12 protein-coding genes and 1 tRNA gene are annotated in these 14,453 nt (G+C 59.5%); 6 read left to right on the forward strand and 7 right to left on the reverse strand.

Annotated features, from left to right (window positions below; translation table 11 throughout):
- Positions 1-380: 380 nt before the first annotated feature.
- Positions 381-457, reverse strand: a tRNA-Met gene (locus AO064_RS21290).
- Positions 458-735: 278 nt separating this feature from the next.
- Between AO064_RS21290 and dinB the strand changes: the two genes are divergently transcribed.
- On the forward strand, positions 736-1,794 hold the full coding sequence (gene dinB, locus AO064_RS21295) for a DNA polymerase IV (protein WP_064054577.1): 1,059 nt from the start codon (positions 736-738) through the stop codon (positions 1,792-1,794).
- 68 nt (positions 1,795-1,862) lie between these two features.
- Here the strand turns inward: dinB and AO064_RS21300 are convergent, their stop codons facing one another.
- From AO064_RS21300 to AO064_RS21315, 4 genes are all read right to left on the reverse strand, one after another.
- On the reverse strand, positions 1,863-2,816 hold the full coding sequence (locus AO064_RS21300) for a hypothetical protein (protein WP_015885686.1): 954 nt from the start codon (positions 2,814-2,816) through the stop codon (positions 1,863-1,865).
- A 20-nt stretch (positions 2,817-2,836) separates the two neighbouring features.
- Positions 2,837-4,552, reverse strand: coding sequence for a proline--tRNA ligase (locus AO064_RS21305; RefSeq protein WP_064054578.1), 1,716 nt, complete (start codon positions 4,550-4,552; stop codon positions 2,837-2,839).
- A gap of 200 nt (positions 4,553-4,752) precedes the next feature.
- Entirely contained in the window at positions 4,753-6,285 is a 1,533-nt protein-coding gene (locus AO064_RS21310; RefSeq protein WP_015885684.1) for an AmpG family muropeptide MFS transporter, read from the reverse strand.
- Between the two features lie 43 nt (positions 6,286-6,328).
- Positions 6,329-6,643, reverse strand: a complete 315-nt coding sequence (locus AO064_RS21315) for an MGMT family protein (protein WP_046035256.1) — start codon at positions 6,641-6,643, stop codon at positions 6,329-6,331.
- A 201-nt stretch (positions 6,644-6,844) separates the two neighbouring features.
- On the opposite strand from AO064_RS21315, the gene AO064_RS21320 reads away from it, so the two are divergent.
- The 5 genes from AO064_RS21320 to groL all read left to right on the forward strand — a co-directional run bounded on the left by AO064_RS21320 (position 6,845) and on the right by groL (position 11,485).
- Entirely contained in the window at positions 6,845-7,852 is a 1,008-nt protein-coding gene (locus AO064_RS21320; RefSeq protein WP_046035257.1) for a DUF481 domain-containing protein, read from the forward strand.
- Between the two features lie 117 nt (positions 7,853-7,969).
- Positions 7,970-8,701: a HugZ family pyridoxamine 5'-phosphate oxidase gene (locus AO064_RS21325; RefSeq protein WP_064054579.1), complete on the forward strand. Its 732-nt coding sequence runs from the start codon at positions 7,970-7,972 to the stop codon at positions 8,699-8,701.
- 66 nt (positions 8,702-8,767) lie between these two features.
- A complete protein-coding gene (locus tag AO064_RS21330; protein WP_064054580.1) occupies positions 8,768-9,244 on the forward strand; it encodes an FxsA family protein in 477 nt (158 codons plus the stop codon).
- A gap of 247 nt (positions 9,245-9,491) precedes the next feature.
- Positions 9,492-9,788, forward strand: coding sequence for a co-chaperone GroES (locus AO064_RS21335; RefSeq protein ID WP_003175874.1), 297 nt, complete (start codon positions 9,492-9,494; stop codon positions 9,786-9,788).
- A gap of 50 nt (positions 9,789-9,838) precedes the next feature.
- The gene (gene groL / locus AO064_RS21340; protein ID WP_046035259.1) at positions 9,839-11,485 is read left to right on the forward strand and encodes a chaperonin GroEL; all 1,647 of its coding nucleotides are present in this window, start codon (positions 9,839-9,841) and stop codon (positions 11,483-11,485) included.
- Positions 11,486-11,587: 102 nt separating this feature from the next.
- Here groL and AO064_RS21345 read toward each other — a convergent pair whose 3' ends face one another.
- Positions 11,588-12,325, reverse strand: coding sequence for a phosphatase PAP2 family protein (locus AO064_RS21345; protein ID WP_064054581.1), 738 nt, complete (start codon positions 12,323-12,325; stop codon positions 11,588-11,590).
- 50 nt (positions 12,326-12,375) lie between these two features.
- Entirely contained in the window at positions 12,376-14,325 is a 1,950-nt protein-coding gene (locus tag AO064_RS21350; RefSeq protein ID WP_064054582.1) for an LTA synthase family protein, read from the reverse strand.
- Positions 14,326-14,453: the final 128 nt, after the last annotated feature.

Raw genomic sequence — 14,453 nt, forward strand, 5'->3', positions numbered from 1 at the left:
AACGCGCTAGAACATCGGCCCACATCTTTCGGTACCCCTGAATGAAATTTCAGGGGATTTTACTAAAGACCTTGAAAGGGATGACCCTAAGTACGCGATAGAAAACGCTTTTGTAGTGAGCGGGGGTGTTGTGGTGGAGTGGGGGTGTTGTGGTGAGCAGGGTTGTTGTGGTGAGCGGGCTTGCCCCGCGCTGGGTGGCGAAGCCGCCCCAACAAAGACACCGCCGAGCGCCTGATAAACCAAGTCGCCTGGTTTGGGGCGGCTTCGCCACCCAGCGCGGGGCAAGCCCGCTCACTACAAAAAAGCACGCACAAAAAAAGCAGACACAAAAAAAGCAGACACAAAAAAGGCCACTCTTTCGAGTAGCCTTTTTTGATGTTTGGTTGCGGGAGCCGGATTTGAACCGACGACCTTCGGGTTATGAGCCCGACGAGCTACCAGACTGCTCCATCCCGCGTCTGTGTGTCGGCATTCTACAGAGGAACGCGTGTGTGTCAACCTGTGAATTGAAGAAAAGCGCTTGTGGTTCAAGTGGTTAGCTCTCCAAGCTGACGCCGGATGAGGCTCTGGGCCAGTAGGGCCGAGGGTTTCAGCTCTATTGGGATGCGAAATTCGATTGAGAAAATAAATTCATCTTGGAATTTTCCTACCGCTCAAGCGGAAGATTCAAACTACTGGTGCTATATACAGGTGTGAATGCGATACTGGCGCCCCGTAGGTTCACACCCCGTTTATATGACGCAGCGCAAAATCATCCACGTCGACTGTGATTGCTTCTACGCCGCCATCGAGATGCGCGATGACCCGAGCCTGGCGCAAAAGCCGTTGGCGGTGGGCGGCTCGGCGGACCGGCGCGGGGTGATCGCTACCTGTAACTACGAGGCACGCGCCTACGGGGTGCGCTCAGCGATGTCGTCACGCCATGCCTTGAAGTTGTGTCCGGACCTGACCATCGTCAAGCCGCGCATGGATGCGTATAAGGAAGCGTCGAAGGAAATCCAGACGATCTTTCGCGATTACACCGACCTGATCGAACCGCTGTCGCTGGATGAAGCCTACCTGGACGTGTCCGACAGCCCGCATTTTGGCGGCAGCGCCACGCGTATCGCCCAGGACATTCGCCGCCGCGTCTCCAACCAATTGCATATCACCGTGTCCGCAGGCGTGGCGCCGAACAAGTTCCTGGCCAAGATCGCCAGTGACTGGAAGAAACCCAACGGGTTGTTCGTGATCACCCCGGACCAGGTCGAAGACTTTGTCTCGCAGTTGCGAGTGAGCAAGTTGCACGGTGTGGGCAAGGTCACCGCCGACAAGCTCGCGCGCCTGGGCATAGAAGACTGCTTGCAGTTGCGTGAATGGAACAAGCTGGCGCTGGTGCGCGAATTCGGCAGTTTTGGCGAGCGGCTGTGGAGCCTGGCCCGTGGGATCGATGATCGTGTGGTGCAGAACGACAGTCGCCGGCAGTCGATCAGTGTAGAAAATACCTACGACGTGGACCTGCCGGACCTCTCAAGCTGCCTGGCCAAACTCCCCGAATTGATGGAAACCCTGGCCGGACGCATGGCGCGCATCGACAGCAGTTACCGTGCGGGCAAGCCGTTCGTTAAGGTGAAGTTTCATGACTTTACCCAGACGACGCTGGAACAGGCGGGGGCCGGGCGGGACCTGGAGAGTTATCAGCAACTGCTGACCCAGGCGTTCAATCGTGGCGGGAAGCCGGTGCGGTTGTTGGGGATTGGTGTGCGGTTGCTGGACCTGAGCAATGGCAACGAGCAGCTCGAGTTCTCTTGGTAGGAACCCGGAACCAAAATGTGGGAGGGGGCAAGCCTCTCCCACATTTGATCTGCAACACTTCGAGCGTCTCAGCGTGCTCCAGGGTCTGCGACTAGCCGCCCCGCATCCTTGGTCAGTGCCTGCAGGAATTCCTGCTGCAACTCGGGATCATTGCGGGTCAGTTCGATCAGGCTTTGTTCCAGCTCGCTGGCTTCCTCTTCCAGGCCCAGCTCCGACAGGCGCTTGACGCGGTGCACCCACTGGCTGACTTCGTCGTCTTCCAGGTCGTCGTAGATCAGGCCATGGGCTTCCAGCAACTTGCCGCGCAGGGTGTTGCTGATCGCCAGGGTCGAGTCCGAATGCACATCGTCCTGGCCATCTTCCACGCTGATCTTCAGGGTCGTGACGCGGTTCAAGTCCTGCTCGGCAAACGGGCTGTCCAACAGGTTCAGGCGCAGCACGCCGTTGCGGTCGGTGGTCAGCTCATGCACTTGCTTGCCGGCAGTGACCTGCACCGGGCGTTCACTCCAGGGCAGGCTCGAATACTCCACACGCTTGTCGCGCTGGACTTCATCGATGCCCGCCAGGTTCTGTTGCGCACGGCCGTGGGATTGCACGTTCATGAACGGGTTGAGACCGTCCACACCGTAGGTCAGCCAGTCGTGGGTCATGCTGGTCGGCAGGTTGCCGAGGGCGAAGATGTTCACCACGTTGGCGCCCGCGCCCGCCACCAAAGCGACCGCGCCCAAGGGCATCTCATAGAGTTTGCGCCAGGGTTGGTAAGGGGTGTAGCGATCGTAGCGACGGGTGACTTCGAACTCGGTGACCTCGAAGGTCTTTTGCTCGTGAATGCGTACCCGGCGTTGCGGCAGCTCCAGCACTTTGGGTTCGCCTACATCGATCTGCAGGCTGTGGTCGAGTAACTTACGCTCGACCCGCTCCTCGTGCTCACTGCGTTGCGACATCTGGTTGGCGCAGCCGCTGACCAGCAGGGCGCCGCACAAGGCGGCGCCCCCCAGGGCTCTGGTGTTTCGCTTGAACATGACTTCTCTTGATCTGGTTTTCAGCGACGAATACGCGCCTGAAGGAAAGACAGCACGTCAGCCACCGGCAACGGTTGGGCTTCGGCTTCGGTCCGGCTCTTGTATTCCAGATTGCCATCGGCCAGGCCGCGGTCACTGACCACGATCCGGTGTGGGATGCCAATCAGTTCCATGTCGGCGAACTTGATGCCCGGGCTGGTTTTCTTGTCCCGGTCATCCAGCAACACTTCAAAACCGGCGGCCGTCAGTTCGGCATACAGTTTGTCGGTGGCTTCGCGCACTTGCTCGGTTTCATAACGCAGCGGTACCAGGGCAACCTGGAACGGCGCCAGGGCGTCACTCCAGATGATGCCTTTCTCGTCGTTGTTCTGCTCGATGGCTGCGGCCACCACGCGCGATACGCCAATGCCGTAGCAACCCATTTCCAGGGTGATCGGCTTGCCGTTCTCGCCCAGCACTTCGCACTTCATCGCCTTGCTGTACTTGTTGCCCAGCTGGAAGATGTGCCCGACTTCGATGCCGCGCTTGATTTCCAGGGTGCCCTTGCCATCCGGGCTTGGGTCGCCGGCCACCACGTTACGCAGGTCGGCCACGGTTGGCACCGGCAGGTCACGTTCCCAGTTCACGCCGAAGTAGTGCTTGTCGTCGATGTTGGCGCCGATCCCGAAGTCGCTCATCAGCTCGACCGAGCGGTCGATGATGATCGGCAGCGGCAGGTTCAACGGGCCGAGGGAGCCGGCACCGGCGCCAATGGCGTCGCGCAGTTCGGCGTCGGAGGCCATGACCAGCGGGCTGGCCACGCCAGGTTGCTGGGCGGCCTTGATTTCGTTGAGCTCGTGGTCGCCACGAATCACCAGGGCGATCAGCTTGCCTTCTTCTTCGGCGTGCACGATCAGGGTCTTGATGGTCTTTTCAATCGGCAGATTGAATTTCTCCACCAGGGCCGCGATGGTCTTGGTCTCTGGCGTATCCACCAGGCGCAGCTCTTCGGCCGGCGCTGGACGGGAGGTTTCCCGTGGCACGGCTTCGGCTTTCTCGATGTTCGCGGCGTAGTCGGAACCGTTACTGAATACGATATCGTCTTCGCCGGACTCGGCCAGCACGTGGAATTCGTGGGAGCCGGCACCGCCGATGGAGCCGTTGTCCGCTTCAACCGGGCGGAATTTCAGGCCCAGGCGCGTAAACACGTTGCAGTAGGCCTGGTGCATGCGGTCGTAGGTGACCTGCAGGGACGCCTGGTCAGCGTGGAACGAATAGGCGTCCTTCATGATGAATTCGCGGCCGCGCATCAAACCGAAGCGTGGGCGGATTTCGTCACGGAATTTGGTCTGGATCTGATACAGGTTCAGCGGCAGCTGCTTGTAGCTGCTCAGCTCGTTGCGCATCAGGTCGGTGATCACTTCTTCGTGGGTCGGGCCGGCGCAGAAGTCGCGGCCATGACGGTCCTTGAAGCGAAGCAGTTCAGGGCCGTACTCTTCCCAGCGCCCGGATTCCTGCCACAGCTCAGCCGGTTGGGTGCTCGGCATCAACACTTCCAGAGAGCCGGCGGCGTTCATCTCTTCACGCACGATGGCTTCGACCTTGCGCATCACCTTCAAGCCCATGGGCAGCCAGGTGTACAGGCCGGAGGCCAGTTTGCGGATCATACCGGCGCGCAGCATCAGCTGATGGCTGATCACGACCGCGTCGGAAGGCGTTTCTTTCTGTGTGGCGAGCAAATATTGACTGGTACGCATGGTAGGCCGTTGTCGGTTGCTTGGACTTGAAATGACTTGGGATTGTACGGGCGCAAGCTGCCGCCGTACAGGCATCAGAATACAGGGCTGTTTGTAGTGAGGGCGCTTGCTCCCGTTCGACAGCGCAGCTGGAGCCGGCTTTTATAGGGGCGCTTCGCACTCCAGCGGGAGCAAGCTCCCTCACTACACAAGCATGTGTGTCAGTCGTCTACCGGTGGATTCAACCGAATCCGCCGATTCTCCTGATACCAATGCAGCGCAATCAGCAACAACGTCGGCACACCCAACATGCAGGTGATCAGGAAGAAATTGTGATACCCGAACTTTTCGACCATCACCCCCGAATACCCACCGATCAGGCGCGGCAGCAGCAGCATGATCGAGCTGAGCAGGGCGTATTGGGTGGCGGAGAACTTCAGGTTGGTCAGGCTTGAAAGGTAGGCGACGAACGCCGAGGTCGCCAGCCCCGAGCTGAAGTTGTCCAGCGAGATGGTGAAGATCAGCATCTGCAGGTCCGGGCCCATGTCCGCCAGCATCACGAACAGCAGGTTGGTACCGGCCGACGCGATACCGCCGATAAACAGGATCGGCAGGATGCCGAAGCGCACGATCAGTAGGCCGCCCATGCCGGCACCCACCAACGTCATGATCAGGCCGAAAATCTTGCTGACCCCGGCGATCTGGTCCTTGGTGAAGCCCTGGTCGATGTAGAACACGTTGGCCATCACGCCCATCACCGTGTCGGACATGCGATAGGTGGCGATCAGCCCCAGCAGCAGTAATGCTTGCCAGCGGTAGCGCAGGATGAAGTCATTGACCGGCGTCAGCACAGGGGCCAGGCCGCGTCGACCCATGGCCGAGAGGCACAGGGCGGTCAGGGTGATATAGAGGATGGCGCGCAGGAAGGCACGGTCTTCCATCAGCAAGTCCCACAGGCTCATGCCGTGGAACAGCACGCTTGCGAAATCCGTGTTGAACAGTTGGGTGAACATCGCCGGCACCGACACCAGCAACACGATCAGCACAAACACCGAGACCAATTGATGCACGAAGCTGTAGCGCCCGGCCTGCAACTGGGTGCGCAGTGGCACATTGGGTTCGCGCATGAACAGGGTGGTCAGCAGCGCAGGAATCATCAACACGCCGAACAGCACATAGGTGCCGGTCCAGGCTGAGTGTTTATAGTTGAAGCCGGTGGAACCGAAGCCTTCGGCAAAGAACAGTGCACCCGCCGTGGCCAGCAGCGCGGCGATGCGATAACCGGACATGTAGCTGGCGGCCAGGGCAGCCTGGCGGCTGTCGTCGGCGATTTCCAGGCGGTAGGCGTCGACGGCGATGTCCTGGGTCGCCGACGCGAAGGCCACGACGACGGCGATAGCGATCAGCCAGGACAAGTGTTTCTGCGGGTCGCAAAAGCCCATGCCGATCAATCCGAGGATCACCAGCGATTGGGCCAACACCAGCCAGGAGCGGCGGCGTCCGAGTTTGCCGAGCAACGGCAGGCGCCATTGGTCGAGCAGCGGCGACCAGACCCATTTAAAGGCATACGCCAGACCGATCAGGCTCGCGTAACCGATGGTTTCGCGGGCCACACCGGCCTCACGCAACCACACTGAAAGCGTCGAGAACACCAACATGTAAGGCAAGCCGGCGGCAAAGCCGAGCAACAACAGGACTAACGTCGAGGGGCTGGCATAGGCGGCGAGCGCGGCGCGCCAGGTTTTACGGGGCATGGGCTGGAGTCTGCCTCAGGTTTGCGGAAACAAAGCGCGCACTCTAACCGCTGTGCTCTACCGGGCGCCAGCCATGGCGCTGAATATCCACGCGATTGTTGCGGACAGTGACACCTTCATCGCGTAAACGCGCGCGCTGTTCGTCACCTGACGCACTGCCCGCCGGCAGACTTATCCGACCACCGGCACCCAATACACGGTGCCAAGGCAGCTTGGTGTCTTCGGGAAGCTGGCTCAAGGTGCGGCCCACCCAGCGCGCCGCGCGTCCGAGCCCGGCCAGGTGTGCCAGCTCGCCGTAACTGACCACGCAACCTTCAGGCACTTGCGCCAGGGTCAGGTACAGCGCGGTGCGGCGCATCTCGGCGGGGCTTTGCGGGGGCTCGGCAGATTTATTCACTGTGAGTCTATCCGTTGAAATCGTCGTCATTTGTGTAAGAAACGTCTGTAAACATGGCGATGGGCATTGAACTCAACCCCGATCCTTGAGTCAGTCCTTGCTAAGACGTTATCTAACACGATAATGCCCTCTTTTCGCCAAGCCCGAGCCTCGAATCCGCTTATGTTGTCCAGAACCCTGCTGTGCCTCGCTGTTGTCAGCGCCTCAACGCCCTTGCTCGCAGATACCGTGTGGTTAAAGAACGGTGACCGCCTGACCGGCAAGATCAAGGTCTTCGACGGCGGTAAGTTGCTGATCCAGACCGACTACGCGGGCGCCATCCCGGTGGACTGGAAGCAGGTCAAGACCCTGCAAAGCGACCAGGAGTTGCTGGTCAAGCAGGATGCCTACACGGGCGAGAAGGCCAAATCATTGCAAGCGGCGGATGATGGCAAAGTGGTGCTGGCCAATGGCGAGGCGCCCAAGACCGTCGACCTTGCCAGTATCCAGCAGATCATCAAGCCCAAGCCGGTGATCGAAGACTTGGTATGGAAGGGCAATGTCGACATGGCGCTGGACTACAAGCGCGCCGAGAAGGACACCAACGACTACGATGTCGACTTCAAGACCACCGCGCGGCATGGCCAATGGCGCCATACCGGGCAGGGCGAGTACAACCGCGAATTCCAGGACGACGTGACCACCACCGACAACTGGGCGTTGGAATACGACCTCGACCGCTTCCTGACCGAACATTGGTTCTGGCAAGGTCGCTTGACCTACAAGCGTGACAAGGTTGAAGACCTCGCCCGCCAGCGTACGGTCGGTACCGGCCCGGGCTACCAGTTCTGGGACGATGAGCTGGGGGCATTCTCCCTGGGTTCGCTGGTTAACCGCACCGATTACGAATATTCCGACGGCGGCAAGGACAACTTCTATTCCCTGGCCATGAAGTGGAACTACAACCGCTATCTGGTAGGCAAGACCGTTGAGTTCTTCACCAGCGGCGAACTCGGCAAACCCATCGGTGGTCCGGCGGAGTATTCCCTGGATGCGGAAATGGGCCTGCGCTACAAAGTCACCGAATGGGCCTCGCTCAACCTCAAGGCTGAACGCGATGTCATCAGTGGCGACTCGGAAAGCAGCCTGAGCAAGACCCGTTACACCGCAGGCTTCGGTGTGGCCTGGTAACAGCCTTCGACACATCCCGGCAGGAGAGCCTCTGGCAACTGGTGCGTAGATTGATTACCTTGTGTTGAGATCCATTCCCATATGCCATGGGCGGCGGAATACCCGAGGAGTCAAACGTTGAGCGCACAGGTTGCCAAGAACGCCCGAGAGCTGTTGCTCAAGGAATACCGTGGGGCCCTCTCCACATTGTCCAAGGCCATGCCCGGTTTCCCTTTCGGGTCGGTCGTGCCGTATTGCCTGGACGAGCAGGGCCGCCCGCTGATCCTGATCAGCCGGATTGCCCAGCACACCCATAACCTGCAAAAAGACCCCAAGTGCTCATTGCTGGTGGGTGAACGTGAGGCGGATGACGTGCAGGCGGTCGGGCGCCTGACCTACCTGGCCGAAGCCGAAAAACTGGAAGAGGGCGCCGCGATTGAAGCTGCGGCCGAACGCTACTATCGGTACTTCCCCGATTCGGCCAACTACCACAAGGCCCACGACTTCGACTTCTGGGTACTCAAGCCGGTGCGCCACCGCTACATCGGCGGCTTTGGCGCGATTCACTGGGTTGACCAACTGACCCTGGTCAACCCGTTCGCCGGCCAGGCTGAGCGCGGCATGATCGAACACATGAACAGCGATCACACCAAGGCCATTGCCCACTACGTTGAACTGGCAGGCCTGCCTGCCACCGAACCTGCGCAGTTGGCGGGCATCGACAGCGAAGGCATGCATTTGCGTATTGGCCAGTCGTTGCATTGGTTGCCGTTTGCAGCGCCTTGCAACACGCCGACACAAGTCCGCGAAGCACTGGTTTCATTGGCTCACGCCGAGGTCTGGCCGAAAAAAGAGGCCGCTGACGCTTGAATTCACGAAATGGCGACGTCATCTAAGGTGGACTGGCAAGGCATTCTTGCGTTGAGGAACCATTTGATGCGCCCTTTTTTATTGCTCTTTCTGCTGTTCCCGGTGTTGGAGCTGTTCGTATTTGTTCAAGTCAGCGGTGCGATCGGGTTTTTCCCGGCCCTGTTGCTGATCATTCTCGGCTCGATGCTCGGCGTCTTGGTGCTGCGCGTCGCCGGCCTGGCCACGGCGCTACGTGCCCGTGAAAGCCTCAACCGTGGCGAACTGCCCGCGCAGACCATGCTTGAAGGCCTGATGATGGCCCTGGCCGGTGGCCTGTTGATCCTGCCAGGCTTTATCAGCGATGTGGTAGGCCTGGTGATGTTGCTGCCGGTCACCCGTAAGCTGCTGGCCGGCAAGATGCGCCAGCGGGCTGAAGAGGCTGCGATTCGCCAGCGTGCCTTCGCCGAAGACCTGCAACCCCGTGGTGGCCCGGCTCCGCGCCAGCCCCTGGGGCGTGAAGGCGATGTGATCGAAGGTGAGTTCGAACACCGCGACAGCAAATAACCGCTTCATTGGCACGGCACCTTCGGGTGCCGTGTTGCTTTCAGCCGTCGGCACAGGTAAAAAATTTCCGCCGCGGCCCCTTGTAATAAGCTTATGCGCCCTTATGTAACGGTCACCGCAAGGTTTCTGGTGGCGACACCAGACAGACTTCCGCGTCTTGCTTGGCGAGGCGCGACCGGCACAGCCGGAAGACAACCCGCCGGTACACACACCGGCCGATGAAAAACACAATTAGGAGAGATCGACAATGAGCAAGCTTCGTCCTCTGCACGACCGCGTCGTAATCCGTCGCAGCGAAGAAGAAAAGAAAACCGCCGGCGGGATCGTTCTGCCAGGTTCGGCTGCTGAAAAAGCCAACCACGGTGTGATCGTCGCTGCTGGCCCAGGCAAGACCCTGGAAAACGGTGATGTACGTGCGCTGGCCGTTAAAGTCGGTGACAAGGTTGTATTCGGCCCTTACTCCGGCAGCAACACTGTGAAAGTCGACGGCGAAGACCTGCTGGTTATGGCTGAGAACGAGATTCTCGCCGTTCTGGAAGACTGATTTCCCCGCTCATTTTCCCGTTACTACAAAGTATTTAAGGAATATCGATCATGGCTGCTAAAGAAGTTAAATTCGGCGATTCCGCCCGCAAGAAAATGCTCACCGGTGTCAACGTCCTGGCTGACGCAGTAAAAGCGACCCTGGGCCCGAAAGGCCGTAACGTGATCATCGAGAAGAGCTTCGGCGCTCCGACCATCACCAAGGACGGCGTTTCCGTCGCCAAAGAAATCGAACTGGAAGACCGTTTCGAAAACATGGGCGCGCAGCTGGTCAAAGACGTTGCCTCCCGTGCCAACGATGACGCAGGCGACGGCACCACCACTGCTACCGTCCTGGCCCAGGCGATCGTCAACGAAGGCTACAAAGCCGTCGCTGCCGGCATGAACCCGATGGACCTCAAGCGCGGCATCGACAAGGCGACCATCGCCATCGTTGCTGAGCTGAAAAACCTGTCCAAGCCATGCGCTGACACCAAGGCTATCGCTCAGGTAGGCACCATCTCCGCCAACTCCGACAGCTCCATCGGCGACATCATTGCCGAAGCCATGGAAAAAGTCGGTAAAGAAGGCGTGATCACCGTTGAAGAAGGCACTGGCCTGGAAAACGAACTGTCGGTTGTAGAAGGCATGCAGTTCGACCGTGGCTACCTGTCCCCGTACTTCGTCAACAAGCCGGAAACCATGGTTGCCGAGCTGGACAGCCCGCTGATCCTGCTGGTCGACAAGAAAATCTCCAACATCCGCGAAATGCTGCCAGTGCTGGAAGCCGTTGCCAAAGCCGGCCGCCCACTGCTGATCGTTTCCGAAGACGTTGAAGGCGAAGCCCTGGCGACGCTGGTTGTGAACAACATGCGTGGCATCGTTAAAGTCGCAGCCGTCAAGGCTCCAGGCTTCGGCGACCGTCGCAAGGCCATGCTGCAGGACATCGCCGTTCTGACCGGCGGTACCGTTATCTCCGAAGAGATCGGCCTGAGCCTGGAAAGCGCCACCCTGGAAAACTTGGGTAGTGCCAAGCGCGTGACCATCTCCAAGGAAAACACCATCATCGTTGACGGTGCTGGCGTTGAAGGCGACATCCAATCGCGCATCACTCAGATCCGCGCCCAGGTTGCCGAGACTTCGTCCGACTACGACCGTGAAAAACTGCAAGAGCGTCTGGCCAAGCTGTCCGGCGGCGTTGCAGTGATCAAGGTTGGCGCCGGTTCCGAAGTTGAAATGAAAGAGAAGAAAGCCCGCGTTGAAGACGCCCTGCACGCAACCCGCGCAGCCGTTGAAGAAGGCGTGGTACCTGGCGGTGGCGTTGCGCTGATCCGTGCTCTGGAAGCCCTGACCAACCTGACCGGCGACAACGCTGACCAGAACGTTGGTATCGCTGTGCTGCGTCGTGCTGTTGAAGCGCCGCTGCGCCAGATCGCTGCCAACTCCGGCGACGAGCCAAGCGTTGTGGTCAACGAAGTCAAGAACGGCAAAGGTAACTACGGTTACAACGCTGCGACTGGCGTCTACGGCGACATGATCGAAATGGGCATCCTGGACCCTACCAAGGTGACTCGTTCCGCGCTGCAAGCTGCAGCCTCCATCGGCGGCCTGATCCTGACCACCGAAGCTGCAATCGCTGACAAGCCTAAGGCTGAAGGCGCTGGCGGTGGCGGTATGCCAGACATGGGCGGCATGGGTGGCATGGGCGGCATGATGTAAGCCAGCCTTACCCCCGCTCTGAATAAGCCCCGCCTGCAGTGATGCAGGCGGGGCTTTTTTGTACCTGTATGGGCATCGGCAGTGGTTGAACAGGTTGCCCGTCTACGTGTGGAGTTCCCGCACCTGCGGCACCTCAACCCTCGAGGGCCGGTAGAGCAACAGGCAGTACAGGCCCAGGCAGATTAACCAACAGAAAATCGCCGTCCATACATTGTGGGAGAAGAAGTGGGCGCCTTGCAGCATGCGGCTCACTGAAAAAGCGCTGCCCAGGCCGATGGCAAAGATGAATGCCTTGCGCGCCAGGCGTGGCCGGCGATCGCGTAGCGCAAAGAACCAGGCAAACAAGGCAAACCCGGTTGCCGCATGACCGCCGGGCCAGCAGCGCCCAGGTTTATCCGTGGGCGGGCGCGAGCTCAGCAGTGCGCTGTAGGTTTCCTGGCCGCCGAATTCCTTGAGGCTCCAGGGGCACTGCACGGCGGTGATGGTTTTCAACGGCGAGACGAAGGCCGTCGCCAGGCCGAGGGACAGGACCAGGCAGACGAGTTCGCGGCGATAAGGCTTGAGCCGTTGCAGGATGAAGGTGCCGACAAGCCCTAGAATCGCCAGGACCGAAAACAGGATGACCAATTGCTTGGCACGGTCATGCAGGATGTCTTCAAGGAAGAAACTGTAACGCCCGATGAAGCCGCCATCCGCCGCATTGTAGAAACGCTTGGCGAGGTCCATGTCCAGCGATGTCAGCTCCAGCAACAGCATCAGGAGCGCGCCACCGGCGGGTATGCCCAGGCACAGCCAAAGATTGAGTGGCTTGGAAGCCGGCGCCGCGAGTGTGGACTGCATGACGAACCCTGCTTGAAGAATCCCGTACCGAACGGCACGGGACGTGTTCGTTAACGCTTGCTAAGTACCGGAGCCTCGTCCTTGGGGGCTCGCCATCCAAGTAATTGCTGCTTGAACCCGTAACTGGCGGCTTGGTAGTAGGTGATCGCCCGTTGGATCAACGCGTCATCGCTGCCGACCCGCAGCTCCTGGCTCTCGCCCAGGGCTTGATCGTGGCGACGCAGACCCAGGCGTGGGCTGAGGATCGCCAGGTCAGTGCCGTCAAACAAACCCAGGTGTTGATAGTTACCGACCACTACGCGCGGTGGCAGCGGGTTGTCCTGCAACAGGTTGCGGCCGAAGAAGGTTGATTCGTAGCTCAGGTTGATCAGGCCCAGCAAGGTTGGCGCCAGGTCGATCTGGCTGGCCAGTTGCGCGGTTTCCCGAGCATCGATCAGCTTGGGCGCATAGATGAACAGTGGAATCTGGTAGTTGGTGATAGGCAAGTCTTCCTTGCCCGCGCTGCCGGCCGTGTGGTCGGCGACGAACACGAAAATCGTGTTATCGAACCACGGCTTCTGGCGTGCTGCCTCCAGGAACTCGCCGATGGCATGGTCGGTGTATTTCACCGCGCCATCACGGCCGTTGCCGGATTTGATATCGATGCGCCCGTCCGGGTAGGTGTAGGGGCGATGGTTGGACGTGGTCATCAGTTGCAACAAAAACGGCTGCTGTTTGGCGTAGTCGGCATCGGCCAGCTTGAGGGTCTGTTTATACAGATCCTCGTCGGCCATGCCCCAGGCGTTTTTAAACGAGATCTCCGATTCAGGCACGCTGCTCTGATCGACGACCCGATAACCGTTGCCGCTGAAGAACGCGTTCATATTGTCGAAGTAACCACGCCCGCCGTAGACGAACACACTGTCATAGCCAATGGCGCTGAGGTGTTGGCCGAGGCTGGCGAAGCCGCTTTCCCGGCCGATGCGCTTGACGATCGAGCGCCCAGGCGTGGGGGGAATTGCCAGGGTGATCGCTTCCAGACCGCGATCGGTGCGGGTGCCGGTGGCGTAGAAGTTATTGAAATACAGGCTCTGTTTGCGCAGCGCATCCAGGTTAGGCGTAAGGTTGCGGCCATCGCCATTACTGCCCAGGTACTTGGCGCTGAAGCTTTCGATGGTCACCAGCACGATGTTGGGTTTACGTAGCGTGCCTGGGTTGGTGATGGCGCGGCGGATATCCAGCGGATCCTGGCCGATGAAGCGCGCGTTGGGTTCGCTGAGTTCAGCGCGCAGTTGTCGTGCCACGATGTCCGTCGGCAGGGTTTTGTAGAACTGCGGGTAATCCAGCTCGTTATTACGGAAGGCGGCAAAGAACTGATACGGGCCATTGCTCGCCAACTCGTTCTTGTAGGCATTGCCGCCCTGCGTGCGCGGGCTGTCCTGGCTGATCAGTTGCAGGCTCAGGCCGGTGACGACCAGCAAGGCCAGGGCGTTCAGCAGACGACCACGCATCGCCGGCAGCGGGGCACTCATCGCTGCGTTGAATGGCTTGCGCAGGGCCAGGCTCAGCACAATGGCCAGCATCGCCAGCAGGCTGAGCAGTTTGCCGATCGGGTAGGACTCCAACAGGTTGTTCAACACCTCATCGGAATACACCAGGTAATCGACGGCGATAAAGTTGAAGCGCACGCCGAATTCATCCCAGAACAACCATTCGGCAACCGAAGTAAACAACATGGCGAACAGGCTGACAGTCAGCACTGCCTGCAGGAACCAACGGTGCCCACGGCGGCGCCACAGGGCGGGTGGGCATAGCAGCAGGTACAGCCCCAGTGGCAGGGCGGCGTAGGCTAGAAAACCCAAGTCGTAGAGCACACCCACACCAAACACCGGCAGTAAGTTGCCTCCGACCTCGTCCAGGTGAGTGATGAGCAGTACGCTGCGTGTGAGCAAGAAAATAACCAGCCAGGCACCGGTTACCAACAGCAAATAGCGCATTGGCGCAGTTTTGAACAAACCCATGTCTATGTTCCTTATATCAATGGGGGCGATCTTCGCCCTGACACTGTAGTCAGTTTGTGAAGCTATAGTGAAAAACTCGTTCGACAATACAATCAGTTGAAAAGCTTTATCGACAGGCCTTTCAGCTC

Origin of the sequence: Pseudomonas marginalis (genome assembly GCF_001645105.1) — a bacterium.
Classification (GTDB): Bacteria; Pseudomonadota; Gammaproteobacteria; order Pseudomonadales; family Pseudomonadaceae; genus Aquipseudomonas; species Aquipseudomonas petroselini.